General features: G+C 54.8%; 28 protein-coding genes. 18 read left to right on the top strand and 10 right to left on the bottom strand.

Annotated elements, in window-relative coordinates:
- Window positions 1–38 precede the first annotated feature (38 nt).
- Together SIB88_RS10030 and SIB88_RS10025 are read right to left on the bottom strand one after the other, a co-directional pair.
- Window positions 39–1,796: a SulP family inorganic anion transporter gene (locus tag SIB88_RS10030; RefSeq protein WP_412557974.1), complete on the bottom strand. Its 1,758-nt coding sequence runs from the start codon at window positions 1,794–1,796 to the stop codon at window positions 39–41.
- Between the two features lie 108 nt (window positions 1,797–1,904).
- Window positions 1,905–2,219 carry a helix-turn-helix domain-containing protein gene (locus tag SIB88_RS10025; protein WP_233433177.1) on the bottom strand — a complete coding sequence of 105 codons (315 nt, stop codon included), beginning with the start codon at window positions 2,217–2,219 and terminating at the stop codon, window positions 1,905–1,907.
- Window positions 2,220–2,463: 244 nt separating this feature from the next.
- Here SIB88_RS10025 and SIB88_RS10020 point away from each other — a divergent pair, with 244 nt between their 5' ends.
- Window positions 2,464–3,153, top strand: coding sequence for an orotate phosphoribosyltransferase (locus SIB88_RS10020; protein WP_101248029.1), 690 nt, complete (start codon window positions 2,464–2,466; stop codon window positions 3,151–3,153).
- An 82-nt stretch (window positions 3,154–3,235) separates the two neighbouring features.
- On the opposite strand, the gene SIB88_RS10015 is transcribed toward SIB88_RS10020, so the two are convergent.
- Both SIB88_RS10015 and SIB88_RS10010 read right to left on the bottom strand, forming a co-directional pair.
- On the bottom strand, window positions 3,236–4,051 hold the full coding sequence (locus SIB88_RS10015; protein WP_412557973.1) for a glutathione S-transferase family protein: 816 nt from the start codon (window positions 4,049–4,051) through the stop codon (window positions 3,236–3,238).
- Window positions 3,978–4,349 (bottom strand): VOC family protein, encoded by a 372-nt coding sequence (locus SIB88_RS10010; RefSeq protein ID WP_101248027.1) that lies wholly within the window; start codon window positions 4,347–4,349, stop codon window positions 3,978–3,980. Before SIB88_RS10010 ends, SIB88_RS10015 begins: the two co-directional genes overlap by 74 nt.
- A 62-nt stretch (window positions 4,350–4,411) precedes the next feature.
- Here SIB88_RS10010 and SIB88_RS10005 point away from each other — a divergent pair, with 62 nt between their 5' ends.
- From SIB88_RS10005 to SIB88_RS09975, 7 genes are all read left to right on the top strand, one after another.
- Entirely contained in the window at window positions 4,412–5,341 is a 930-nt protein-coding gene (locus SIB88_RS10005; RefSeq protein WP_412557972.1) for a LysR family transcriptional regulator, read from the top strand.
- A gap of 178 nt (window positions 5,342–5,519) precedes the next feature.
- Entirely contained in the window at window positions 5,520–6,095 is a 576-nt protein-coding gene (locus tag SIB88_RS10000; RefSeq protein ID WP_412557971.1) for a hypothetical protein, read from the top strand.
- Between the two features lie 150 nt (window positions 6,096–6,245).
- Entirely contained in the window at window positions 6,246–7,088 is an 843-nt protein-coding gene (locus SIB88_RS09995; RefSeq protein WP_068518171.1) for a universal stress protein, read from the top strand.
- A 199-nt stretch (window positions 7,089–7,287) separates the two neighbouring features.
- Window positions 7,288–8,679 (top strand): aspartate aminotransferase family protein, encoded by a 1,392-nt coding sequence (locus SIB88_RS09990; RefSeq protein ID WP_101248025.1) that lies wholly within the window; start codon window positions 7,288–7,290, stop codon window positions 8,677–8,679.
- 519 nt (window positions 8,680–9,198) lie between these two features.
- The gene (gene hemA, locus SIB88_RS09985) at window positions 9,199–10,416 is read left to right on the top strand and encodes a 5-aminolevulinate synthase (protein ID WP_412557970.1); all 1,218 of its coding nucleotides are present in this window, start codon (window positions 9,199–9,201) and stop codon (window positions 10,414–10,416) included.
- Window positions 10,417–10,670: 254 nt separating this feature from the next.
- Window positions 10,671–11,192 carry a hypothetical protein gene (locus SIB88_RS09980; protein ID WP_412557969.1) on the top strand — a complete coding sequence of 174 codons (522 nt, stop codon included), beginning with the start codon at window positions 10,671–10,673 and terminating at the stop codon, window positions 11,190–11,192.
- A 72-nt stretch (window positions 11,193–11,264) separates the two neighbouring features.
- The gene (locus tag SIB88_RS09975) at window positions 11,265–11,771 is read left to right on the top strand and encodes a GNAT family N-acetyltransferase (RefSeq protein WP_206927310.1); all 507 of its coding nucleotides are present in this window, start codon (window positions 11,265–11,267) and stop codon (window positions 11,769–11,771) included.
- Window positions 11,772–11,906: 135 nt separating this feature from the next.
- On the opposite strand, the gene SIB88_RS09970 is transcribed toward SIB88_RS09975, so the two are convergent.
- Window positions 11,907–12,650 (bottom strand): SDR family NAD(P)-dependent oxidoreductase, encoded by a 744-nt coding sequence (locus tag SIB88_RS09970; protein WP_068518176.1) that lies wholly within the window; start codon window positions 12,648–12,650, stop codon window positions 11,907–11,909.
- 220 nt (window positions 12,651–12,870) lie between these two features.
- Between SIB88_RS09970 and SIB88_RS09965 the strand changes: the two genes are divergently transcribed.
- On the top strand, window positions 12,871–13,569 hold the full coding sequence (locus SIB88_RS09965; protein WP_412557968.1) for an SOS response-associated peptidase: 699 nt from the start codon (window positions 12,871–12,873) through the stop codon (window positions 13,567–13,569).
- 45 nt (window positions 13,570–13,614) lie between these two features.
- On the opposite strand, the gene SIB88_RS09960 is transcribed toward SIB88_RS09965, so the two are convergent.
- Complete coding sequence (locus SIB88_RS09960; RefSeq protein WP_101248021.1) at window positions 13,615–13,800, bottom strand: hypothetical protein; 186 nt, start codon at window positions 13,798–13,800, stop codon at window positions 13,615–13,617.
- Window positions 13,801–14,006: 206 nt separating this feature from the next.
- Window positions 14,007–14,864 (bottom strand): universal stress protein, encoded by an 858-nt coding sequence (locus SIB88_RS09955; protein WP_101248020.1) that lies wholly within the window; start codon window positions 14,862–14,864, stop codon window positions 14,007–14,009.
- Window positions 14,865–15,191: 327 nt separating this feature from the next.
- On the opposite strand from SIB88_RS09955, the gene SIB88_RS09950 reads away from it, so the two are divergent.
- A complete protein-coding gene (locus SIB88_RS09950) occupies window positions 15,192–15,500 on the top strand; it encodes an ArsR/SmtB family transcription factor (RefSeq protein ID WP_068518179.1) in 309 nt (102 codons plus the stop codon).
- An 89-nt stretch (window positions 15,501–15,589) separates the two neighbouring features.
- Here SIB88_RS09950 and pdxH read toward each other — a convergent pair whose 3' ends face one another.
- The gene (gene pdxH / locus SIB88_RS09945; protein ID WP_068518180.1) at window positions 15,590–16,210 is read right to left on the bottom strand and encodes a pyridoxamine 5'-phosphate oxidase; all 621 of its coding nucleotides are present in this window, start codon (window positions 16,208–16,210) and stop codon (window positions 15,590–15,592) included.
- Between the two features lie 146 nt (window positions 16,211–16,356).
- On the opposite strand from pdxH, the gene SIB88_RS09940 reads away from it, so the two are divergent.
- From SIB88_RS09940 to SIB88_RS09930, 3 genes are all read left to right on the top strand, one after another.
- Window positions 16,357–16,833 (top strand): RT0821/Lpp0805 family surface protein, encoded by a 477-nt coding sequence (locus SIB88_RS09940; protein WP_101248070.1) that lies wholly within the window; start codon window positions 16,357–16,359, stop codon window positions 16,831–16,833.
- A 194-nt stretch (window positions 16,834–17,027) separates the two neighbouring features.
- Entirely contained in the window at window positions 17,028–17,960 is a 933-nt protein-coding gene (locus SIB88_RS09935; protein WP_412557967.1) for a DnaJ C-terminal domain-containing protein, read from the top strand.
- Window positions 17,961–18,126: 166 nt separating this feature from the next.
- A complete protein-coding gene (locus tag SIB88_RS09930; protein WP_412557966.1) occupies window positions 18,127–19,500 on the top strand; it encodes a mechanosensitive ion channel family protein in 1,374 nt (457 codons plus the stop codon).
- A gap of 9 nt (window positions 19,501–19,509) precedes the next feature.
- On the opposite strand, the gene SIB88_RS09925 is transcribed toward SIB88_RS09930, so the two are convergent.
- Window positions 19,510–19,635 carry a hypothetical protein gene (locus tag SIB88_RS09925; protein ID WP_277988235.1) on the bottom strand — a complete coding sequence of 42 codons (126 nt, stop codon included), beginning with the start codon at window positions 19,633–19,635 and terminating at the stop codon, window positions 19,510–19,512.
- Window positions 19,636–19,684: 49 nt separating this feature from the next.
- On the opposite strand from SIB88_RS09925, the gene SIB88_RS09920 reads away from it, so the two are divergent.
- On the top strand, window positions 19,685–20,482 hold the full coding sequence (locus SIB88_RS09920) for an SDR family NAD(P)-dependent oxidoreductase (RefSeq protein WP_412557965.1): 798 nt from the start codon (window positions 19,685–19,687) through the stop codon (window positions 20,480–20,482).
- Between the two features lie 31 nt (window positions 20,483–20,513).
- Here SIB88_RS09920 and SIB88_RS09915 read toward each other — a convergent pair whose 3' ends face one another.
- A complete protein-coding gene (locus SIB88_RS09915) occupies window positions 20,514–21,872 on the bottom strand; it encodes a YihY family inner membrane protein (protein WP_068518182.1) in 1,359 nt (452 codons plus the stop codon).
- Window positions 21,873–22,074: 202 nt separating this feature from the next.
- On the opposite strand from SIB88_RS09915, the gene fabI reads away from it, so the two are divergent.
- From fabI to SIB88_RS09895, 4 genes are all read left to right on the top strand, one after another.
- Complete coding sequence (gene fabI, locus SIB88_RS09910; RefSeq protein WP_068518183.1) at window positions 22,075–22,905, top strand: enoyl-ACP reductase FabI; 831 nt, start codon at window positions 22,075–22,077, stop codon at window positions 22,903–22,905.
- A 92-nt stretch (window positions 22,906–22,997) separates the two neighbouring features.
- Window positions 22,998–24,101: a chorismate synthase gene (gene aroC, locus SIB88_RS09905; RefSeq protein ID WP_068518184.1), complete on the top strand. Its 1,104-nt coding sequence runs from the start codon at window positions 22,998–23,000 to the stop codon at window positions 24,099–24,101.
- Window positions 24,102–24,144: 43 nt separating this feature from the next.
- Window positions 24,145–25,437 (top strand): hypothetical protein, encoded by a 1,293-nt coding sequence (locus SIB88_RS09900; protein ID WP_412557964.1) that lies wholly within the window; start codon window positions 24,145–24,147, stop codon window positions 25,435–25,437.
- A 190-nt stretch (window positions 25,438–25,627) separates the two neighbouring features.
- Complete coding sequence (locus tag SIB88_RS09895) at window positions 25,628–26,233, top strand: TetR/AcrR family transcriptional regulator (protein WP_101248015.1); 606 nt, start codon at window positions 25,628–25,630, stop codon at window positions 26,231–26,233.
- The last annotated feature ends 7 nt before the right edge of the window (window positions 26,234–26,240 follow it).

Genomic DNA, 26,240 nt, shown 5'->3' with positions numbered 1-26,240 from the left:
TTTGCCAATATAAGACAACAACTTCATCGCAGTCGGCGTCAGGCGTGATGCTTGCCGGTCAGTTCGGTTTTTGCCGTGACCACGGGATCAAGCCGTTTGTTCAGCCAGGCGACCGCCTGATCAATATCGGCTTCATAATGTACCATTGGCGGCTTCATCCCGTGGACAAAAAGGTCACGCCGGATATCGTGTTTTGTCCCGCAAAAGACGATATTCCCGCCGCGCCCGCGCACCTTCTGTACCAACCCGGCCAGCGTATTGGCCGCTGTTGAATCCAGAAATGGAACAGCGGAAAAATCGATCACAAGCGCCCGGCGCGTATCACCAATACGATCCAGGACCGATCCGAACGCCGCCGTCGCACCAAAGAAAAATACCCCTGAAATACGAAAGACAACAATATCGGGATCGCCTGCCAAGGCGGTTCCATCCTGGGGCACTGAAACCTGACTGTCTGCGCGGTCTTCAGCAACAAATGGCGTGTCGCTTTCGACATCGGCGATATTGGACATCCGGCGGATAAACAAAACCGATCCCAGAGCAAATCCGACCACAATCGCCTCAAGCAGGTCGCGAAACACCGTCAGCAACAATGTCGTCAGCAAAACAGCCGCATCACCACGCGAAGACCGCAACAATGTGATGATCGCATGTCTTTCAATCATGTTCCAGGCAACCACCGCCAACACACCGGCAAGACATGCAAGCGGAATGAAGCTGGCCAACGGTGCAGCAATCAGGATGAACAGCAACAGGAAAACCCCGTGCAAAATCCCGGCAACCGGCCCGTGTGCCTTGGAACGCACATTGGTTGCGGTCCGCGCAATGGTGCCGGTCACGCAGATGCCGCCAAACAGACCCGATGCAACATTGGCGACACCTTGTGCTACCAGTTCACAATTTGAACGATGCCGCCGCCCTGTCATCCCGTCCGCAACTACGGCCGAAAGCAAAGATTCAATCGCGCCCAGCAGCGCAAATGCAATGGCGTTGGGCAAAACGGCCTGTATTTTGGTTACCGAGATTTCCGGAAGCGACGGCACCGGCAATGAACCGGGAATGCCCCCAAAGACACTGCCGATCGTTGAAACCGGCAAATCAAGCATGGCGGTCGCCGTTGCCGCACAGGCCACCGCAATCAGCATTCCGGGCCAATGTGGCCGCAGATGTTTGAGACCGACAATTATCAGGATTGTAAGCCCCGACAGGACCACGGTGGTCACATCGGTTCCGGGCAAGGCATCCCAGATGACCGGCAATTTTTCAAGAAGCGGTCCGGGCTCCGCCCCCGACAGCTTCAATCCCAAAAGATCCTTGATCTGGCTTGCAAAGATAATAACAGCAATACCGGCCGTAAAACCGACCGTAACCGGATATGGAATGAACTTGATATAGGTTCCCAGACGCAGAAAACCGATCAGAACCAGCATCCCGCCAGCAAGGATTGTTGCCAGCAACAATCCATCCATCCCGTGTTGCTGAACCGTTGCCGCGACAAGCACAATAAATGCCCCCGCAGGCCCGCCAATCTGAAAACGGCTTCCACCAAGAAGTGATACCAGAATACCGCCGATGATCGCGGTATAAAGCCCCTGGGCCGGGCTTGCCCCCGATGCGATGGCAATGGCCATCGACAAGGGCAAGGCCACGATTGCCACCGTCAATCCGGCAATCGCGTCGGCGCGCAACTGCGCAAGACCATAGCCTTCCCGTAAAACCGTGATGAGTTTCGGGGTGAAAAGCTCCACAAATCCCGGACCGGTTGCGCGGCCGTTGTTTGGTGTTGCTGTCTTCATGGTGTCTGGCAACCTCGTGACAGTGATTGCACAAAAGGTTCCCCGTTCAGAAAACCGGGCAACCGCAATATTCGTCAATGGACTTTGCCCTGAACAAGGGCGTCATTCTTAAACCGCGTTATCGTCGCGGGCAGGCTGTGACACCGGGTCCTTTAACCGAACACCGCGCCCCGTGGCTGTGCTGGGTGCCTGTTCACCGATAAGTTCGATACCGGCACGATCAAGGGCCGTGACCACCTTTGACAATGTATCGACCACTCCGCGAACGTTGCCCTGACTGGCTTCCATGCGTTGGATGGTCGGCACCGATACCCCCGCCATTTCGGCAAGTGTTTTTTGATCAATCCCCAAAAGGGCACGCGCAGCCCGCATTTGTCCGGCTGTAATCATATCGGCACCTTTGTCTTCGTCGTCCTTGCACACGCCCCAAAGGACTCAATGCGCATAATTCCGATACTAAACCATAATATTGATGTTTGAAATATCAATCTTGCTGCTTGTGATACCAGATTACGCACGACATGCAGAAATCAGCACCGGCATAGACACCCGATCGGCCGGTGACACCGGCAAACCTGACCAAATGGTCAGCGGCTTTTCTTTGCGCTTTTTGGCAGAAAGCGTTAAGAGGTCGGCAAATATACGATCCGAGAAGGGTACATTCGTCATGACCAACGCCAATCCGACCGCGCATTGCACATATGCCGCGAAAACCGTTGCCAAGATTTTGCTTGATATCGGAGCGGTGAATTTCCGCCCGGAAGAAGCCTATATCCTGACATCCGGCTGGGCCAGCCCGGTCTATATCGATTGCCGCAAGCTGATTTCATTCCCGCGTGCGCGCCGCAAGGTCATCGAACTTGCTGCCCGTCAGGTTTCTGATGCCGCCGGTTACGAAGCATTCGACGCGGTTGCCGGTGGTGAAACGGCTGGCATCCCCTATTCGGCTTGGCTGGCAGATGCCCTTGATCTTCCGATGCAGTATGTCCGCAAAAAACCCAAAGGTTTCGGTCGCAAGGCCCGCATCGAAGGGGACATTCACGAAGGTCAGCGTGTTCTTCTGGTCGAAGATCTGGCAACCGATGGCGCATCGAAAGTCAATTTCGTCAATGCGATCCGCGAAGCCGGTGCCGAGTGCAAACATGCCTTTGTCGTTTTCTTCTATGACATTTTCGAAGGCGCACTTGATGAACTGCGCAAAGACGACATCGAAATGCATTATCTGGCAACCTGGGCCGATGTTCTGGCCGTTGCCGAAGAAGGCGAATATTTCAGCAAGGAAGCCATCGAAGGTGTTCGTTCCTTCCTGAACGACCCGATCGGCTGGTCCAAGGCCAATGGCGGCAAGCACGACTAAACTGCAACAAGCCCAAAAGACAAAACGCCCGCAGGTTCAACCAAGCGGGCGTTTTTTATTGCCTTTATTGCGCATCACGTCATCAGCTTGGTGGCGCAAGCACAATGTTGTCTTGCGGTATCATGCGTAAACGGTTTGCCAGATATCCACCCTTGCACGCGATGAACTCGTGCAGTTCCCGATAATAGGTGGCGGGCACTGCGTTTCGGACCGTCTCGTGCTTGGCCAAATCGCTTGCCCAACCACGCAACCCGGGAAAACCGGCAAACAGATCCCGGTTTAGCGCGACCGCGATCAGGGCGAAAGGCCGAAAAACCGTCGCAAAAACGATATCGAGCATCGAAAGCTCTTTGCCCGCGCCTAAGGCCTGTGGCAACACAAGACCGGACACAATCGACATCTGTTTGTGGATCTGATGCATCGTTGCATCGAAGCTGTTTTCAGACAGATCGCGATAAATAATATCTGCCGTGAGGGATAATAACTTATCCCCGATCGCAACCGTCCCCTGCGCAAAGGCAAGGTCGTAGGCATCCGTCCCATACGGGCTTTTACCCGCTATTGCCTCAAGGTATTGGCAGATGGCGGCGGCCTCAAACAAGGTCCGCCCATCATCAACCACCAAAACAGGAACATTTCCGGTTGGGCTTAGCCCCAGAAACCAGTCCGGCTTGGCATCAAGGACAATGTCTGTGCGTTTGTGGGTAATGCCATTTTGCGCCAGAACCATCGCGACACGCTGGACATAGGGGCATAGCCGGTGACCGATCAAATGATACGATGTCATCAGTTCATCGCCCTTAGCATCACAACCAATCATCGCCCTAGCCCATATGATGGATGTTGAGTTTGTTACCATCCGGATCGCGGAAGTAGGCCGCGTAAAACCCGCTTTCATGTCGTTGACCCGGCTCACCTTCCGACGTCGCACCAAGCGAGATCGCCTTTTTATAAAGCGCATCGACCTGATCACGCGACGCTGTTGAAAGTGCGATCATCGTGCCATTTCCAACCGTCGCCGCATTCCCGTCAAACGGAACATGCACCGAAAACGCAGGGACGTTTTCGCTAGCACTCCAAACGATAAAGTCCGGCTGCTCAAAGACCCGCTGCGCACCAAAGCCGGCAAGCAATGCGTCATAGAACGCGCCCGAACGGGATAAGTCATTGGTGCCGAGTGATGTGTATCCGATCATGTTTTCTTTCCTGACATATGAAGGTGAAATCCGTATGTCGACCAATGTAGATAATTTCAATTTTGCAATACATAGGCAATTTTGTAGTGTTTAATTGCAAATTTGAAATGGAGTATTCGGTGGATTGGAACTACATCAAGTCATTTCTTGCCATTGTCGAAACGGGAAATCTCGAACAGGCAGCACAGAAAATCCGGGTAAGCACCACTACGGTATTTCGCCATATCCACGCCCTGGAGGAGCAAACAGGAAGCCGGTTGTTTGATCGAATACGCGGTCAATATCACTTGACTGACACGGGAAATGAAATGCTCGTTCCCGCCCGTCAGATCATGAATAGTTTCGATACCATCAGCACTCATGTTGCCGGTGCCGATACTGACCTTGGCGGGTTGGTCCGATTAACCGCCCCGACCAGTTTTTCATATTTTCTCTTGCCAGATTGCATCGCCAAACTTCATCAACGCTGGCCCGAAATTCAGGTGGAATTGCTTGCCAGCAATCTGGAATTCAATATGACACAGCGATATGCAGATATCGCCATTCGCGTTGCGGCAAACCCGCCAGACCATCTCGTTGGTACCGAAGTCCGAACAATTGAATGGGGCATATACGGCGCATCAGGAAAATACACACCGGGCGGGCTAGACACGATGTTCGATCACAGGTTCATCGGTGGTGCAGGAAACCTTGTGGGTCACGCGACGTTCAAGTGGCTTGATCAACATATTCGCAAACCATACAAACATCGAACAGATGATCTGATTGCCATGGCGCAACTTGCACATGCGGGATGTGGCCTTGCCTGTTTGCCTGCTGATCTTGCCCGGCCCGGTTTGCAATTGCTGGCAAAGCTGCCTGATGTTCCTGCAAACAGGCTTTGGGTTTTGACCCATCCTGATCTGCGCCATATTTCGCGCATCCGCGAAACCATGCGCTGGATCAGCAAGTCCTTGAAAAATGATCCTCGGCTGAATCTTGCTCAGACTTAGGTGTTCGGCGCACCAAACATCGCAATGATGGATTGTTCATCCTCGCAGACTGGACAGCGTTAACAACCACGTTCAATATGCTCCCAAGCAAAAGCAAAGTCATAGCACCAACTGTGACGGCCTTGGGACAACAGATGACGCGATGCGGGCGATCGCCCGACGGTCAAAGGAGCAACGCATGTCGACGCACAAGACGGCCAAATGCCTGACCATGATTGCAATGGGTCTTGCCTTGTCCGGGTGTTTGCTTGAGGCCAAGGAACCGGTCACTGTCACCAACGATTCCCAAACCCTTGTCACGCCGTGGGGCGCACCATCCGGTATATCTCGTACCCCGGCGGCCCCGTCTGGCATGGCGGCGAAACCGCAGGGCCAGGACAATCTGGTGATGATGGAAGACGCCAATCGCAAGGCACTTGACCAGATTCAGCAAAAACAGATCGACGAAGCACGCATAGCACTTGGCATCCTTGACCGCATGGCGCAACGCTGCGTTCAGGAAGGCGATAGTGCAGCCTGTGCAACGCTTCAGACCAATTGGGGAACACTGTCCCAGCAGTTGCACAAAACTTTGTCGATGATGTCGGGCAACAATATGCAGATGCCCTCGCCCGGCCCGTCCGGATCGTCTGCCATGCCGGCGATCGAGGACAGCGAACCGATGAAACCGGTTATGGACACCCCGCCCGCCAACAACACCGCCCCTTCGATGGAAAAGGTCATCCCGATGACCCAGCCCGGAGTTGATGGTTGAAGATCTTTTATCCTCAATGACCTGCAATTTGAGATAGAACAAAGAAAACTTCCGATTACCCCGATATCTTGGTTGGCATGACGTTATGGCCTGTCGGGCTTGGCACCGTTCTGGTCTGCGCCACGTCTTTCACCCAACGGAGATCGCCCAATGTATCGGGATATTCTTGTTCATATCGACACCTCGCCAGCGTGCAAGGAACGTCTTTCGGTCGCATTGAAAATTGCAAAGGCACAGAACGCCCACCTTACGGGTCTGTTTCTTTTGCCCTATGCCGAAATTCCGCGCTTCATGGAAGTTCAGATCACCGAGGAAATTATCTCCCAGCAGCGCGCAGCCATGGCCGAAACCGCCAATGATGCGCGCAAGGAATTCGAAAATACCTGCAAGGAAGCCGGTATTGCCTTTAGCTGGCAGCAGACAGCCTGTGCGGCATCGGAAATTGCCGATACCGCTGCCATGTATGCCCGTCACCATGATTTGACGATCATGGGTCAGCATGATCCTGAAAGTTCCGATCCGTGTTCGGCATCGGACATGCCCGACAAGGTCATTCTGACATCGGGCGCACCGGTTCTGGTCGTACCCTATGTCGGGCGTTTCGATACGATCGGCGAACGTGTGATGGTGGCCTGGAAACCCTATCGCGAGGCCGTCCGTGCCGTGAATGACAGCATGCCGATCCTCGAAGGTGCGAAATCCGCGCTTATCCTGTGTGCCGACCCGAACAAGGGTGCACGCGATACCATGCCGGTACCCGGTGTGAATGTGACCGCGCGTCTTGAACGCCACGGCATCAAGGTGCGCCATGAAACCATGAATGCATCGGGTATCAGTGTTGGCGATCTGGTGCTGTCACGTGCGGCAGATGAGAGCATCGATCTGCTGATTTGCGGGGCCTATGGCCGCCCGCGCCTGCGTGAACTGATGATGGGCGGTGTAACCCAGCATCTTCTGCGCCACATGACGGTTCCGGTTCTGATGTCGCATTGATCTTCCATCATCACGTTTGACACAGAAACCACACAAAACCGGTCAGTCGATCTGACCGGTTTTGTTGTTTTGTGACCCGAACCGAACACGAACAGACCGGTCTGATCAGGAAAGAGTTGCGCCGCACACCGGTAAGCTTAAAGTGCGATGAACAGCTTTCGGGTTTCAGGGTCCCACATCAAGAATTAAGAGGTTCGAAATGACCATCGACGCCACCAACGTCAATCCGACCGTCCCGGGGAATTCGGATGCAAGCCGCGATGTCGCAAGCTATCTGCATCCCTATACCAATCTGGTCACGCATGAAAAAACCGGCCCGCATATCATTACCGGCGGCGACGGTATTTATGTCATCGATGACAGCGGCCGCAAGATCATCGAAGGCATGGCTGGCCTTTGGTGTGCGTCGCTCGGCTTTAGTGAAAAGCGCCTGGTCGAAGCCGCCACCAAGCAGCTGAACACCCTGCCCTACTATCACACCTTTGCGTCCAAAAGCACCAACCCGGCGATTGATCTGGCCGAGAAGCTTCTGGAAATCGTCCCGGTGCCGATGTCCAAGGTCTTCTTTGCCAATAGCGGCTCGGAGGCAACGGATTCTGCGGTCAAGATGGTCTGGTACTATCACAACGCCATCGGCCAGCCCGAAAAGAAAAAGATCATCTCGCGCAAGAAAGGTTACCACGGCGTCACGGTTGCCGCGGCGTCGATGACCGGTCTTCCGGGCAACCACAAACTGTTTGATCTTCCGATTGACCGGATTCTTCACACCGAAACGCCGCATTACTGGCGCGAAGCACAGCCCGGCGAAGAGGAAGAAGATTTCGCAACCCGCCTTGCCGAACAGCTCGAAGATCTTATTCAGGCCGAAGGCCCCGAAACCGTCGGTGCCTTTATCGCCGAACCGATCATGGGGGCCGGCGGTGTCATCGTGCCGCCGCGCACCTATTTCGAAAAGATCCAGGACGTCCTGAAAAAATACGACATCCTGTTCATTGCCGATGAAGTGATCTGCGGGTTTGGCCGTACCGGTCGCATGTTCGCGACTGAAACCTTCAACCTCAAACCCGACATGATCACGGTCGCCAAACAGCTGTCATCGGCCTATCAGCCGATTTCGGCCCTGTTCATTAATGACAAGATTTATCAGGCGGTCAAAAAGGGTTCGAACGAGGTCGGAACATTCGGCCACGGATTTACCTATTCCGGTCATCCGGTGGCGGCAGCAGTCGCGCTTGAAACGCTCAGGATCTATGAAGAAGACGGCATCATCGAACATGTGCGCACGGTCATGTCACCGTTCCAGAAACGGCTTAAAGACCTTAACAAGTTCGAACATGTTGGCGAAACCCGTGGGCGCGGCCTGATCGGGGCGTTTGAACTGGTTGCGGACAAATGCGCGAAAACGCCGTTCGAGCCCTATGGCGCGGCGGGCAAGGCGGTTGCCGAGGCCTGCCTTGCACAGGGTGTGATCCTGCGTGCCTTGGGCGATACCGTTGCCTTCTGCCCGCCACTGATCATCACCGAACAGCAGATCCACGAAATGTTTGACGCGGTCGAGGCCGGCCTGACTGCCTGGCACGCGTCCCGTTAAGCGGGCTGATCCCGCCAGAATGACATTCAAATCCCGCGCGACACGTATGGTTGCGCGGGATTTTTTGTTCCACGACTGCAAGTGACAATTTTGGCGTCACGGCGATAAATAGAATCCCATCAAACACACCCGGACATTTGATCGATTTTATCTATATCTAAAATCAATATAATTGTGCGGCCAAATACGTTCAAATCCTTGCCAAATGAAGACAATAGGCCCAAATTGGGAACTGTATTGAGACGGGGCGCGTCCGCATTTGACGATACGGGACGCCTCTTGGGCAAGATCGACAAACGAGAGACGAAACACCTTCTCTGCTCGGACGGTTCCAAACAAAACTGGAATCGCTTTAATTTTTGACAAGGGTCAATGCCCGATCGGTTGCCATGTCCGATAAGGGAACAATCAAGCCCCGGTCAAAAGACGGATCGTCCGGATTCATGATCAGGTCGGGGCGCTGACAGAGCTTTGTGACCAGCCACCTTGGTCACACAGAGACAGGCGAAAGAACCAAAGATGAATTATAACAACTTCTTCAAAGACGCGTTGTCAGGCCTGAAAGCAGAAGGCCGCTATCGCGTGTTCGCCAACCTTGAACGTATTGTCGGCAAATTCCCCAAGGCCCTGTACCATCCGGGCAATGGTGACGCCCCGCGTGAAATTACTGTTTGGTGTTCCAACGATTACCTTGGCATGGGACAGCACCCCAAGGTGCTTGCCGCCATGCAGGATGCCATCACCGGCCAGGGCGGCGGTGCGGGCGGTACCCGAAACATTTCCGGCTCCAACCATCTTCATGTCGCGCTTGAGCAGGAGCTCGCCGATTTGCATGGCAAGGAAGCCGCACTTTTGATGACGTCGGGCTATGTTGCGAACTGGACGACGCTGTCGACACTTGGTTCGAAGCTGCCTGATTGCGTGATCATTTCGGATTCGCAAAACCACAATTCGATGATCGAAGGCATGCGCCATTCCAAGGCCGAACGCCGGATCTGGGAACATAACAATGTCGAAAATCTTGAAGCGATCCTGAAGGATATCGGCCCCGAACGTGCCAAGATCGTTGCCTTTGAATCGGTCTATTCGATGGATGGCGATATTGCCCCGATCGGGCAGATCCTTGATCTTTGTGAAAAATACAACGCCATTTCCTATCTGGATGAAGTCCACGCGGTTGGCATGTATGGCCCGCGCGGCGGCGGTGTTGCCGAACGCGATGGCGTCATGGACCGTGTCGACATCATCCAGGGCACACTTGCCAAGGCCTTTGGCGTGATTGGCGGCTATATCGCGGCCAAACCCGAAATCGTTGATTTCGTGCGAAGCTTCGGCAACGGCTTTATCTTTACCAGTTCCCATCCGCCAAGCATTGCGGCAGGTGCGCTTGCTTCCGTCCGTCATCTCAAGGAAAGCGATGCGGAACGCCAGGCCCAGAAAGAACGTGCAGAAACCCTGCGTCAGCGGATGCGTGCAGCAGGCCTTCCGGTCATGGACGCGCCAAGCCACATCGTGCCGCTGATGGTTGGCGATGCCGCCATGTGCAAGGAAGCCAGCGACCGCCTGTTGTTTGAACATGACATCTATGTTCAGCCGATCAATTACCCGACCGTTCCGCGCGGCACCGAACGCCTGCGCTTTACCCCCGGCCCGCTTCATGATGACGAGCTGATTGATCATTTGATCGACTCGCTTCTGACGGTCTGGGGACAGCTCGGTATCTCCAAGGCTGCCTGAGACACCAGACAGACCAGATGACAAAGGCCGGTGGCATTTGCCCCGGCCTTTTTCGTGATCCGGTCAAAATGCAGGCCCGTACCGCTATGTGATTGATGTCCGACATTTGCTTTCGCACGCGTGCGTTCTATATTGAGGTCTGCATGCGGGTTGCCCGTTTCGATACGGAAAATCCAACTTGCAATTAAGAACCGTTCGCGTTAACGTCGGGCCCGTTATCACACAGGGACCGCATCATGTATTCGGATAGAACCTTGCTTCCCAAAGAATGTCTGCGACTTTGCGCGCTTGGCACCCTTGCCCTTTCGGACAAACCGATCAGCTATGCCGATCTGGCCAATTCCGTGCGCCATTTCATGTCCCACATCATGGGGCCGTCGCTTGATATGATGGGAAGCTCGCTTCAGCTTCTGAAACTTGAAGGTTTGGTCAAGGAAGACACCGCGAACGGATCATTTTCCGACGCGCAACTGAGCCTGACGACAGCGGGCCATGAAAAATTCGTCGAACTGATGCAGGGCAACCTGCGCGATACATCGGGCGAACTTTCCCGTCTGATCATGGCGCTCAAAATGCGTTTTCTGCATCTTCTTGATGACGATGTCCGCGCCGAACAGATCGAGATTCTTCAGGATGTCTGCGAGCTTGATCTTGACCGTGTTCTTGCCCTTCGCGAAGAGCATTCCAACGAGGCCGGAAATTTCACCGGCTGGCTTGAAATGGAAGTCAAACGACTTGAACAAAAGCGCGACTGGCTGAAAAGCCTGTTGGCCTGAGACATTTTCCCGTTATAGTCGTGACTGAAGACCAGCAGGAAGCCGGTCAAACGTCACAGGCAGGGACGGAAAATGTTGATACGTGAAGAAACCGAAAAAGACTTCGCGGCAATTAATGCGCTTTTGGCCAGTGCTTTTGAAACGGCCCCTCATAGCCAACAAACCGAACATCTGATTGTTGATGCACTCAGAAAAAGCGGCAATCTGACACTTTCACTGATTGCCGAAGAAGACGACGAACTGGTCGGCTGCATTGCCTTTTCGCCTGTTCGCATCAACGGGGTGCATTGCGATTGGTACGGTTTGGGACCGGTGGCCGTTACCCCGGACCGGCAAGGCATGGGAATCGGTTCCGAACTTGTCCAAAGCGGCATTCGTCATCTGCGTGCCAATGACGCGCGCGGCTGTGTGGTATTGGGGGAACCCAATTATTACAGCCGGTTTGGCTTTGCCCCCCTGCCCGGGTTGAAGCTTGACGGGGTGCCTGACGAATATTTCATGGCCCGGCCACTGATCAACGACGTCCCGACCGGCAATGTCGATTACGATCCGGCATTCGATATCAAACCGTCTGCCTAGACACCGACGACAAGTACCAGGACTTGCGCGCGCTGTTTGACACAGCCAACGCAGATGGGTCGTGCCCCGGCCCGTTCAGACATTATGACATGATCTGAATGACTTGACCTTCTTCGCGCACCGTCATGTCAGCACCTAATAAAGGTGCTGACCGCCAGTGACAAAGATTTCGGTTCCCGTGACATAACTGCTGTCATCGCCGACCAGATAATGTACTGCTGCGGCCACGTCTTCGGGGGTTCCCATGCGGTTCATCGGGATACGCGGCACCAGTGCCTCATATTCCGGGGAAATCATGTCGGTCTTGATTTCGCCCGGTGCCACCGCATTGACCCGCACGCCCAGTTCGGCAAATTCCACCGCCATTTCACGGGTCAGCCCGGACAGGGCCGCCTTTGACGTTGAATAGGCCGATCCGGCAAACGGATGCACATAATGCCCGGCGATCGAGGTGATGTTGCAAATCGCCCCCTTGCCACGGTGCAAAGCAGCGGCAAAACCGCGCGCCAGTGTCAGCGGCGTAAAGAAATTAAGCTCGAACACATCGCGCCAGGCACCGATATCCCCGTTCAGGCAGCCCAATCGTTCCTTATAGGGGGTCTTTGGTGACACCCCGGCATTATTGACCAGCGCATGCAGCGGATCATCGCCCAGAACTTCGTTGGCCTGTGCGATAAAGGATTCGACATCTTCGGGTTTGGAAAGGTCGGCACGAATGTGGATCCCCTGTGCCGGATCGCGCGGACAGCTTGGCGGCGGCGCTTCACGTGAACAGCAAATCACGCGCCAGCCACGCCGGGCAAAATATCCAACCGTGACATGACCGATGCCTCGGCTGGCACCTGTCAGGACAACTGTTTTCGGGGCGCTACTGGTCATTTATTCTGCTCACTTCGCGACTGGGGCATCTTCACCGGCCCGGCCCTGATCGGGCCTGACGGGTGATTGCCTTCTTATAGCATTGCCACAGCAAACCATTGAAGCAAAAGCCCGGAAAAGATCAATTTTTTAACAGCACATCGCACATTTCACAGCGTCACGCTGTTTGGCATGGCATGCAATAGCCGTTATTATCGGGCCACGGCATCGGTGAAAAGATATGTGCAGTCGATTTGATCTTAATAGCGACATTCGGGCTTTTCAGGTTCAGCTTGGGCTGAATATGGAAGATATCCGGCGTATGGCAATGCAGGATGAAAACCGCACAGCCAATGCCAATGATGAGCTCCGAGATGACGTTTCAGATGATCTTGATGCCGCGTTTGAAGGGCTGACGGGCACACGCCGCCCGACAGACCCGATTGCCGTCATCCTGCCCGGTCAAAAAGTTGTGATACGATCCTGGGGATTGACCGTGCCCGGCCTGAACAGTCCGATGATCAATGCGCGCGCCGAAACCCTTCGGGAAAAGCCGACCTTTCGCCCGCTGCTTGAACGCCGCTGTCTGATCCCGGCAACGGGCTGGTATGAATGGCGCAAGGATGGCACGGCCAAACACAAAAACCGGATCACCCTGCCCGATCATCTGCCGTTTCTGTTCGCAGGACTCGAAAATGGACGCGAAGCCACCATCATTACCTGCGCACCGTCACCCGCCATTGCCCATATTCATAACCGCATGCCCGCGATTATCGGCCCCAATCATATCGCACCGTGGCTGGACCCGATGATCGGTTTTGAAGATCTTGGTCACATGCTGGGCCCGTTGCCCGACCACATACTGGCCCGGCACGAAGAAACACCGGGGCCCCAAACATCCGGCCCGGATCGCAATCAGATTGATTTGTTTTCGAAATAGGATCACCCGCAAACGGGTTCGATCAACGCTTACATCCCGGCAGGACTAGTCGAGATCAACATCATTTGCCGCACAGGGCGCTGCACCGCATCCACACATATCCGAAGCGAGACCGGCCTTGCCCGCAACAACGGCGCCAAGATCGGGAAGACCGACCTTCGGGTTGTTGAGTTCATGTGCCAGATCCTCGGACATGGCTGCGAAATCAATGACATCGCGCAATGATAACATGGGAATTCCCCTGCCAGACGTTTCTCTTCCTCAATGCGAAACGCCTCGTTTATCGGGGTTTCGTCTTTGTAAGATTTCCGTAACCCTGTCGCGAATTGTTCGCGAGTGCAACAAAAAAAGGCGCATCAAGATGCGCCTTTCTTCCTTCTCGAACGCGAAACTGCCGGTTAGCGCCGCGAAATCATATGGTTAAGATGACCGTTGCGTCAGTGCATAATCCAAAGCGGCAAGGTGCATTTCGCCAGCATATCCTGGGTCACACCGCCAAGGATCATCTCCTTGAAGCGCGAATGGCTGTAAGCGCCCAGAACAATCGTATCCGCACCGCATTTTTCCGCCTCGGAAATCAAGGCATTAGCCACATTTGACGTTTCGGTATTGTCAACGACCCTGGCTTCGACTCCGTGCCAGCGGAACTGCTCGGCCAATGCTTTGCCACAGGCCCGGCCATACGGGACATCGCCGATACTGACGATTGTCACTTCCTTGGCACTGCGCAAAAGCGGCATGGCCGAAGTCACGGCACGTGCGGCTTCGACCCCGCCATTCCAGGCGATCATGACTTTTTCGCCAACCGTTGCCGGGGCTGTTTCCGGCGCGACCAAGATCGGGCGCCCGGTTTCCATCAGCGCGGCATCAAAGGTCAGCGACGCCGATGCTTCCTTGGGATCCCGACCGATCACCACAAGATCAAACAGCCGCCCGCGGCGGGCAACGGTTTCATCTTCGCGGCCGCTATCCTTGCGCCAGGCGCAGGTCGGCTTGGTTTCCCGGGATGGTGTATCGGATGTTTCGACACCCGATGCCTTAACTGCGGCCTCGAACGATGCCTTGCCGCTGACTTCGCGTTTTTCGGTTTCGTTTTCAGCAGCGCGGATCATTTCTTCGATGATCAGACCCGACATGCCTTCGCCAACGATCGGGATGGCGTCCTGCGGTTCGGCGGCAACGAACAGCGCCTCAAGATGGGCGTCAAATCGCTTGGCCATCCGAAAGGCCGTTTCCATCACCCGTTCATCAATGGCAGTCCCTGCTACCGGTGCCAGAATTGTTCGTATTGCCATAGTACACACTCCCGCCAGTCAGTTTGATAACCGAGCGACCCGAAAGCCGAGCCCGGCCTTTTTCAGGTCTGTGTCAAGTTTGCAGCTTTTGGCCGCCCATTTCTTTGTTCAAGATCAAACTTCGGTCTATGTGATTGCCATTGTTACACATATCAAAGGCCCGATCCCGTTTTTCATTAAGCCTAACACATAAAATGATTGTATCATCTATGGTTGTGATTACGATGGCGGTTTCAATATCGAACCAAAAATTTCGTCCTTTAAAAATCGCAAAAGCACAACATCGGACGAACACACACACAGAACTTTGAATGGGTCATCTGGCGAATGGATTATGAAGCACTCCAGGAGAATGTCCGCGAAGCAGCGGAATTTCTCAAAACCCTTGGCAATGAGTGGCGCCTGATGATCCTGTGCTCACTCGGGGATCAGGAAAAGTCGGTCGGCACGCTGGAAAACGAACTGGGCATCAAACAATCGGCCCTGTCACAGCATCTGGCACGTTTGCGCCGCGAAGGACTGGTGAAAACCCGTCGCGAAGCCCAAACGATCTATTATTCGCTGGCCAACCCCGACATCATGAAGGTGATCGTGATTTTACAGGAAATCTTCTGCCCGCCCGAAGACAAAGCCTGACCTGTCGGGACGCACATGCTTGCCAAAGAAAAACGCACAAAGTCATCTGACCTTGTGCGTTTTGTTTTATCCGTTACGGCCCGCCTGGCTTATGGGAACAGCTTGTCGATGTCCCAGCCCGCATCGTTGGCATCACGGGTATAAAGTTTGCGATCATGCAGACGGAATTTTCCTTCGGACCAGAATTCAATGCGATCCGGGACAAGACGGAAACCGCCCCAGTGATCCGGGCGCGGCACTTTGCCAAGGCCGAATTTGGCGGTGAATTCCGCCACCCGTTTTTCCAGATCAAAGCGGCCACTCATCGGGCGCGACTGGATCGATGCCCAGGCGCCAAGCTGACTGCCGCGGGGGCGGGATGCAAAATATTCATCCGATTCAGCACCATCAACCTTCGATACCTTGCCCTCGATGCGGACGCATTTTTCCAGTGTCTTCCAGTGGAAACACAGCGCGGCATAGCTGTTTTCGGCAAGCTGACTGCCCTTGCGGCTTTCATAGTTGGTGTAGAAAACGAACCCGCGTGGATCAAACCCCTTAAGCAGGACAATCCGTGCTGATGGCCGCCCCTGTGCATCGGCAGTCGCCAGCGTCATGGCATCCGGATAGGCCTTTTCCGCAGATTTGGCCTCGTCAAACCATGACTGAAACTGTTCAAAGGGCGCTTCATGGGGTTCGTGCCCAAATTTTGGCGTATTTTTTTCGTCCATTGGGAAAAGAATTCCTTCGGCTGAGTGAATTAGTTGCCTTTCTGCGCAACTTATTCGGAACATCGGTGGCAGACGCATCGTTTGATTAACATATATACGCAAAGCATATCGGTTGGGACCGTAAAGACAAGATGGGCAAAACAAACATGAAATTCCGTCATATCGTAATTCCGGTCGTCATGACCGCCTTTATCGCTGGCTGCGCCCAGGACCAGGGCCAGAAGCAGACGGCTGGCACCCTTCTTGGGGCTGTTGGCGGTGCGGTTGCCGGATCGCAGTTTGGTAAAGGCAAAGGCCAGCTGGTCGGTGTCGCACTTGGTACGCTTGCCGGTGCCTTCATCGGTAGCGAGGTCGGCCGTTCGCTTGATAACGCGGACCGGGCCATCATGGCGCAAAGCACGCAGCGGACGCTTGAAGCGACCCCGACAGGTCAGACTTCCACCTGGCAGAACCCCGATACCGGTGTTCAGGGCACGGTCACCCCGACCCGCACCTATCAGGAACCCAAGACCCAGGAATATTGCCGCGAATATCAACAGACTGTCATGATCGGCGGCCAGGAAGAAACCGCCTATGGCACCGCTTGCCGCAAACCGGATGGCAGTTGGCAAGTTGTGAACTGATCAATATCTGGCCGTCTGGCCAAAACACCGAACAAGGCGGCGCAATCAGTCTGATTGGCGTCGCCTTTTCGCATTCCGACATCTGAAAAGACACATGCAAACAGGACTTGCTGATCGCGAATAAGGTTCATATTTCACCGATCATGATCTAATAATGAACCAACGTGCTTTTTGTTTTTACAACCGGTCTGGACATGCAAGATCCCTACAAGACGCTTGGCGTTTCAAAAAACGCCAGTCAGGAAGAAATCAAGAAAGCCTATCGCAAGCTGGCGCGCGAACTCCATCCCGATGTAAATCCCGGCGACGCTAAAATCGAGGAACGCTTCAAAAAGGTATCAAGCGCCTATCACCTTTTGGGTGACGCCGAACGCCGCAAGAAGTTCGACAATGGCGAAATCGATGCCGAAGGCCGCGAAACAAGCCCGTTCGCACGTGGCGCCGGACGTTCCGGCGGTTTTGGCGGCGGCGGCGGCAATGGTGATCCGTTCGGCTTTTCCGGCGCCAATGCCGAGGATATCTTTGACGAGATATTCGGCAAGGGACGCGGGCGCAGTGGTGGCGGTTTCGGCGGCTTTGGCGGGGAACGCAAACCCCAGAAAGTCAAAGGCCCGAATATTTCCTATGAGCTGAGCCTTGATTTTGCCGAAGCCATTCTGGGAACGACCAAACGCATCAATCTTGCCAGTGGCAAAAGTCTTGAAGTCCGCATCCCGCCCGGAAGCGAAGATGAACAGACCTTGCGCCTCAAGGGTCAGGGCATGGCCGGCATGAATGGAGGCGAACCGGGTGATGCATTGATCAAGCTGCATGTCCATCCGGACAAGACATTCCGTCGCGAAGGCAATGACATTCATTGTGATCTGGCAATCAGCCTGTCCGAAGCCATTCTTGGCGGCTCGATCGAAGTGCCGATCATTGACGGCAAGGTCAATATGAAGCTTCCCGCCAACGCCAATAGCGGCACCAAATTGCGATTGCGCGGCAAGGGTGCGCCCTATGACCGTGGTAACAAGCGCGGTGATCAATATGTGCATCTGACGGTGAAACTTCCCGATGAACGCGATGATGAACTGATCGATTTCATCCGGGAATGGTCAGAAAAGCATCCCTACAAGACACGCTGAACATCATTTCAAAAGCCGGCATTTGCCGGCTTTTTTCTTGTTCCTGAACAACCGCCGGCCCTGGACCGCAATCATCTGACTGTAAATATGGTTTCGTGTTACCATATGGAATCAAAGGATTTTGGATCCCCGTTCAGTTGGCAAAAGACCAAACAGCAATCAGGGCATGATGGAACAATTCACCAATCCGGACCAATACGCAAAGTGGCTTGAACAGGCTATCAACTGGCTTTCGGCCAATGTATTGCTGATCCCGATCCTGATACAGATTGTCGCCTGTGTCGCGGTGATCATTCCGGCATTGCTGTTGCGTTCGCGTCTGGAAAAGCTGTTGGCGCGGCTGCAAAAATGGAAACCGTTTTTGCAATATGCCGGCTTTCGGCGGTTCGCCAATGTTCTGCCCGATCTGGCCTTTCCCTTGTTGCTGGTGGTGTTTGTCTGGCTGCTTGATGCCATCGCGGTTCAGGCCGGATATCGTCACAATGTCATTCGACTGATTGCAAGCCTGCTGAATGCCTGGATCGTCATTCGACTGGCTGCTGCCATTGTCAATGATCCGGTGTGGTCGCGCACCATTGCCGCGGTTGCCTGGGGGCTGGCGGCATTGAACATTGTCGGATGGCTGGATCCGACGATTGAAATCCTTGACGGGCTGGCCATGCAGGTCGGCGAATTCCGGGTATCGGTTTACGGAATTATCAAGGCTGTGTTGTCACTTGCGGTATTGCTTTGGGTTGCATCATTTGCATCACGCCTGTTTGAACAGCGCATTCAGAAAGTCCACCGCCTGACCCCTTCGGTTCAGGTCCTGATGGCAAAGCTTCTGAAACTTGTTTTGCTTTCGGTTGCGGTGTTGTTTGCGTTGTCGACCATCGGGGTCGATTTAACCGCACTTGCCGTGTTTGGCGGTGCGGTTGGTGTCGGGATCGGGCTTGGCCTGCAACGGATTGTTGCCAACCTGATCAGTGGTGTGATCCTGCTTCTGGACCGGTCGATCAAACCCGGCGATGTCATTGCGATTGGCGAAACTTTTGGCTGGATCCAGTCGCTGGGTGCCAGATACACCGCCGTTCGCACCCGTGACGGCACCGAATTTCTGATCCCGAACGAAGACCTGATCACCACCCAGGTCGAAAACTGGAGCCATTCCGACGTCAAACTGCGTCTGAAAATCCCGGTTGGCATTTCCTATAACTGCGATCCGCATTTCGCAATCAAGCTGTGCAACGAAGCCGCCGCGAAGTGCCAGCGCGTTCTGGAAAACCCGGGGCCCAACACCCTTTTCCGCGGGTTTGGCGATAATTCGGTTGATCTGGAAATCCGGTTCTGGATCGATGATCCGCAAAATGGCCGGGGCAACATCATCAGTGAAATCCTGCTGAATGTCTGGGATGCCTTTAAGGAACACGATATCGAAATCCCGTTCCCGCAACGCGACCTGCATTTGCGCAGCGGCGACGCCCCGATCAAGATCGAAATGAGTTCCCCTCAATCCCCGCCGCAAACGCCAAAACCCGATGGCGCGTCGCAGGACGCATAACCATAATCGTCACGGTTGGTTTGCCTTCAGGTTGCTGTCAGCTCGATCGGACAAAATGTGTTCGTAAGCTGAACCATCCAATGCAAAAGCATCCAACGCAACCTGTGCGGAGCCACCGTGAACGATTTTGGCCATCTGTTTATTCCCTTGTCTATGACTCTGGCGCAACCGATCGGGCATCGCCATGCGGGTTGATGGCAAACGCGTCTTTCTGACCGGGGCGACCGGCGGTATTGGCCGTCCGCTTTCTGCGGCTCTGCGATCACGTGGGGCAATTGTTACGACCCATGACCATGCCGAACAGGGTGATCTGATGGAACAGATCGATACGGTCTGCAAGTCACTGCGCGAAAACACCCCTGATATTCTTGTCAATCTGGCGGCGATCAACGCGTTTGATCTTGCCGAACATCAGAATTACGACGCGTTGCTGACACTGGATCTGCTGGTGCCGATGCGCCTGTGTCAGGCGGTCTTGCCCGCCATGCGCAATCGCGGCCATGGTCAGATCGTCAATATCGGATCAATGGCCGGCCTTATCGCGCCGGCACATCAAAGCGGATATGTCGCGGCCAAGGCCGGGCTTAAGGGATTTAGTGATGCCTTGCGGCGTGAAGTTGCCCGCAATGGCATCAAGGTATGCCACATCGCACCGCGCGCTACTCACACAAGCATGAATAGTGCGAAACTTGGACTGCTTCATCGGCAAACCGCAACATCCGAAGATCGCCCGCGTGATGTCGCAATCCGGATCGCCAACGCCATTGAACGCAACCGGATCGACCTGCGCATCGGTTGGCCCGAACGGCTGTTGGCACAGATCAATGCCCTGTGCCCCGCCATCATGGATAAAATCCTGCACGGCAATACCCGAACCGGTTTGAATATTCTGCTTTCCGATCAACAAAATTCCAGGATTGCGGATATCGCGGATACAGGCCCCGCACCGTCAGGCACAGTTACCCGCAAAACCATTTTCTAAGGCCAACGCCCAAATCCGGGCGATCCCCAGATCAGCCGATGGTATCGGTCATGTCCTTTTGATCGATTTCGCGGGACTTTTGTTGATGCGGGTCGGCTTCGACCGGTTCGGGAACCTTGTCTTCGGGTCGCGGAGTATCGAGCAACTCACCAACACTGATATCAAGAACAGACTGGCGTTTCTTTTCCAACTCGACCAGCCGTTCGCGCATCACCACCGGCCAGCCGCCATCGGTCTGCACCAGCAACAACCGGTCATAATCAAGAAACAGCCCAAGCCGCGTCATCAATTGCATCAGGCTGATCCGCGACAAATCCCCGGATAACAGCCAGCGATGGCTTTCTGATCGGTCAATCAGCTTTTCACGTCGCAGGGCGGCCAGCGCCCAGTTAAGGTCACGCCCGCCAAGCTTCAATTCCCGCATCATGCGACGATAGGTCGGCGGTTTCCCGGCTTCGTGGAAACGGTGTTGCAGATATTCCAGCACACGCAAGACCGCAATAATCCGTTCCATATGTCCCGGCACCGCCCCGCGCGGATCGGGGATTAGTCCGGCTGCGCGTGCTGCACGCCATTCCGATTGTGCGGCGGCCACCTGTGCGCCGAGCAAAATGACGATCCATGTCAGATACATCCACAACAGGAAGATCGGCACCACCGCCACCGCCCCGTAGATCGTCTGATAGGTCGGAAAATTGGTGACGTAAAATCCGAACCCCTTTTTAAGGGCCTCGAACAGCAATGCGGCAACCATGCCCCCGACAGCCCCGTCGCGGATTTCCACAGACCGGTTTGGCATGCCGATAAACAGCAATGAAAAGGCCGCTGCCGACAAAAAGAACGGCGCAATAAAGGTCAGTTGTCCGATCTGCTGGCCCAGTGCCTCGCCGCCAACCAGATGGCGCATGGCAAAGATATAGGACGCCAGTGACAGGCTAAGCCCCAGCAGCATCGGCCCTACCGTCAACAAGGTCCAGAAAACCACAAGCCGCGACAGCAATTTGCGCGGGCTGGTCACGCGGAAGACGTCATTCATCGCCCCTTCGATCGCGCCCAGCAACATCACCGCCGTCAGGCCAAGCACAATGGTGCCAACAGCGGTCATCTGACCGGTATTCTGAAGGAAACTTCCCAGATACCCGCTGACCTGTTCGCCGGTTTCAGGCAGAAAGTTATTCAGAACAACGTCCATGATCTGATCTTTGAACTGATCAAAAACCGGAAATGCCGAAAGAACCGTCAGCGCCACGGCAAGAAACGGAACCATTGCCAGAAGCGTCGTGTAAGACAGGCCCGCTGCGCGCTGCACCGATTTGTCATGGACAAAACGCATGGCGGCATAGCGCCAGAATGCGGTCCGATCCGCGATCATTTTCTGAATTTCGACCATTAAACGCTTATCCCTACGCATTTTCCGGTTATACTGCACGTGATCAACAAGATAGCGTGCCCGCACACGTTAGGACAGGCCAGATTGACCTTGAGCCAGCTTTGTGTAGGATGCGCCGAATGTCTAATGCCTCCTGTGCCGGTCGCGGCTGTGATTGAATGCCTCCACCTGCCAGAGAGAGATCGTGGGAACGAGAGGAAAAATGAGCCTGTCCACCGAAAACATTTCGGGCCTGATGGCCGGTAAGCGTGGCCTGATTATGGGCGTCGCCAACGATAAATCCATCGCTTGGGGCATTGCACGTGCCGCTGCCGCCGCCGGTGCCGAAATTGCTTTTACCTTCCAGGGTGAGGCCCTCGAAAAACGTGTTCGTCCGCTTGCTGAATCTGTCGGCAGCGACATCGTCTTGCCATGTGACGTGTCGGACGCGGCCAGCATTGACGCTGTTTTTGACACGCTCAAGGAAAAATGGGGCAAGCTGGACTTCGTCGTCCACGCCATCGGCTATTCCGACAAGAACGAATTGCGTGGTCGCTATGTCGACACCTCGCCTGAAAACTTCGCCATGTCGATGAATATCTCGGTTTATTCGTTCACTGCTGTTGCCCAGCGTGCCGAAAAACTGATGTCTGCGGGTGGGTCGCTTCTGACCCTGTCCTATTACGGGGCAGAAAAAGTCATGCCGCATTACAACGTCATGGGCGTTGCCAAGGCAGCCCTTGAAGCCAGCGTAAAATATCTTGCCAATGACCTGGGTCCGGATGGCATTCGTGTGAATGCGATTTCGGCCGGCCCGATGAAGACCCTTGCGGCTTCGGGCATTGGTGATTTCCGCTATATCCTGAAATGGAATGAATACAATTCTCCGATGCGTCGCAACGTCACCCTTGATGATGTTGGCGGGTCCGGCCTGTACTTCCTGTCTGATCTGTCGACCGGTGTTACCGGCGAAACCCATCATGTCGATTGTGGTTATCACACGGTCGGCATGAAACAGGTTGATGCGCCTGACATCTCGGTTGTTAAAGGCTGATCAGCAAAAACGCTTATTTCCGGGCCGCCCAAAATCCTTTAAAGATCGGGCGGCCCGATTTGTCTCTGACCCTTGCATTCTGGAATTCGGATATGGCTGGCAACAGTTTTGGAACTCTTTTTCGGTTCACCACCTTTGGCGAAAGCCACGGCCCGGCGATTGGCTGTGTCGTTGATGGTGTGCCCCCCCTTCTGGAACTTTCCGAAGCCGACATTCAGGAATTCCTTGAAAAACGCAAACCCGGTCAGTCGCGTTTTACCACACAGCGTCGCGAACCTGATCAGGTCAAAATCCTTTCGGGTGTGTTCGAAGGCAAAACCACCGGAACCCCGATCGGGCTTCTGATTGAAAACGTTGATCAGCGCTCCAAGGATTACGGCGAAATCAAAAACCAGTTCCGCCCGGGCCATGCCGATTACACCTATTGGGAAAAATACGGCACACGTGATTATCGTGGCGGCGGTCGTTCTTCGGCCCGCGAAACGGCGATGCGTGTTGCCGCCGGTGCCATTGCCCGCAAGGTTCTTGGCGATGACATCCAGATCCGCGCTGCACTTGTCAAAATGGGTACCAAGGAAATCAATCGCGACAACTGGAACTGGAACGAAGTTGATAACAACCCGTTCTTCTGTCCCGATCCCGAAGCGGTACCGGTATTCGAAGAATATCTTGATGGCCTGCGCAAGGATGGCTCATCGGTTGGTGCGGTGATTGAAGTCGTTTGTTCCGGCGTTCCGGTCGGGCTTGGGGATCCGGTTTATGACAAACTTGATGCCGATCTGGCCAAGGCGATGATGACGATCAATGCGGTCAAGGGTGTCGAAATCGGCAACGGTTTTGAAGCCGCCGAACTGACCGGCATTGAAAATGCCGATGAAATGCGTCTTGGCAATGATGGCAAACCGGTTTTCGGCTCCAACCATGCAGGCGGCATTCTGGGCGGGATTTCATCCGGACAGGACATTGTGGTGCGTTTTGCGGTCAAACCGACCAGCTCGATCCTGACCCCGCGCAAAAGCATCGACATCTATGGCAAGGAAGTCGATGTCGTCACCAAGGGTCGCCATGACCCGTGTGTTGGCATTCGCGGCGTTCCGGTTGGCGAAGCCATGGCCGCCATCGTGCTTGCCGACCACCTTCTGCGCCACCGCGCGCAATGCGAAGGCTGGAACACCAACAAACATTTCCCAAGCTGATAATTAGGGTCTTTGCCCAAGGTTTCCTGTCACAACCGGGTTGATGCCACGTCTTGATGGCATGAACCCAGTATTGCTCAAAACCCTGATCTCACTTGCTGCATCCAACAACAAGCCCGCCAAGAGCGGATCCCTTGGTGATGATGCACAACTGCGTGGCCGCACGATCCTCTATCCGGACGAGGCATTGGACCTGCCCGAATGGGGAATTGCCGGAATGCCCGGCATGGTCCTTGGCGCAGCACCGCAGACCTGTCTGTTCGTCAGTGATCTGCATATATCAGGCGCCAGTGACGATGCCCATAGCAGCGACACGGCATCTGCCGACAGCGCATCAACGACAAACGACAGCAGCGATGATCAGGACAAGGACGCCGGCGAAATCGTTTCTTTCAGCCTTACGCTCAAATGCAATCCTGCACCTGAAAGCAATCTGAAATCCTGTACCATTGTCTGGAAGCTTGCCCTTCCGGTTGCCGGATATCGCGACATTCAGACCAGCAGCAACAGCGCAAGTGTACGCGCCCCGGTCATTCACACCCGGATGAAAATTGGCGGCATCATGCGCGATGTTGAAATGGGCCTGTTGGAGATGGGTGGCCTTGAACAGCCACTGCTGATCGGACAGGACACCCTGGCTGACAAATTCCTGATCCGTCCGGACAGAACCGAAAAAGACAGGAAAGTCGCAACCCCGTCCGTCGATCTCAATCCGCAAAAGCCGGTCGACAGCCCCGCACCCGCGGCCAAGGATGGTTCAGCGCCAACCACACCGGCGACACCTGCTACGCCTGCGGTACCTGCTCCATCAAGCGACAGCACCGACAGCACCGACAGCACGACGACGCCCCAACCGGCCCCCGACGCACCGCAGCAGCCGGCAACGCCAGGCACAACGGGTGATGCAACCCCGACCTCGACTACGGCAGCGTCCCCGACGACGGCGACGACCACGCCCGATACTCAGCCAGCATCCGTAACGCCGACACCAGATACGGCAGCGGCACCAGAAACACAGCAGCCCCCGGCCGCACAAGCCGACGGCATACCTGATGCATCCGGTGCATCCAGCGCACCCGCCACACCCGGCACCAACGAACAAAGCCAGGAACCCCGGTCGGCCGACACAGTGACCAGCGCCGACAGCAACAACACACAAACTGGCACGGATACACCAGCAACATCGGACACAACGAGCACCCCGGAAGTCCCCCCGCAACCTGCAACAGATACCCCCGATACATCACAAGATGGATCCACCAATCCCGATGTATCCCCCGATCCCAAAGCCGCCCCAACGGCGGACAGCACGGAACAAACGCCCAACCCCGTCTGACGTTCCTGCGACATATCCCTGTATAAACTGCACCGTCCCGATTTGGACGGTGCTTTTGTTTTGGCAGCGATCTGGAAAACCCGGAAATCCGCCACCTTTTTCCGCGATCAAAGGTCGATTTTCCTTGAAAAGCGGGCCTCCACTCGTTAATGTTAACTTAGTTAACATAAGAAAATCGAGATACGAGCTAATGGGGAAATACCATCACGGTGACGTCCGTAATGTTCTTTTGCAAAAAGCCGAAACCATCCTGACAGAAGAAGGCCCGACCGGGCTGTCATTGCGCCGCCTGGCCCGCATGACCGGTGTATCAGAAGCCGCGCCCTATCGTCATTTTGACGGAAAGGATGGCATTTTGGCGGCAGTTGCAATTGCCGCGTTTGAACGCTTTGCCGAACAGCTTGAATCTGTGGCGGCAAATGTTGCGCATCACGAAGAACGCATCATGAAGCTTGGCGCGGCCTATGTCGGCTTTGCCGTGGAAAATCCGCAACATTTCCGACTGATCTTTGGCCGCGAACGCCCGCCACTTGATCAGTATCCCGAATTGCGTGATGCCGCGGATAATGCCTTTGATGTATTGCAACGCGCGGTGACCTCGGTCGATCGCAAGGCCGAAATGACCCTGACCGAGGCCGCAACGGCCTATAACCGTGCGCTTGCCGCTTGGAGCCGTGCGCATGGCATTGCCATGCTGGTGATTGACGGCATGATCGTGCCGCCCGCCGATCAGGAACTTGGCGATTTTGTCCTTGGCCTTCTTGCAGAAGACCTCACCGCCCCAAGCGATCTGTAACCCTGCC

The organism is Thalassospira sp. MIT121401 (assembly GCF_047125595.1).
GTDB classification, from domain to species: domain Bacteria; phylum Pseudomonadota; class Alphaproteobacteria; order Rhodospirillales; family Thalassospiraceae; genus Thalassospira; species Thalassospira povalilytica.
The sequence above is the reverse complement of the archived record's forward strand: the minus strand, read 5'-3'. Positions and strand labels throughout refer to the sequence as shown.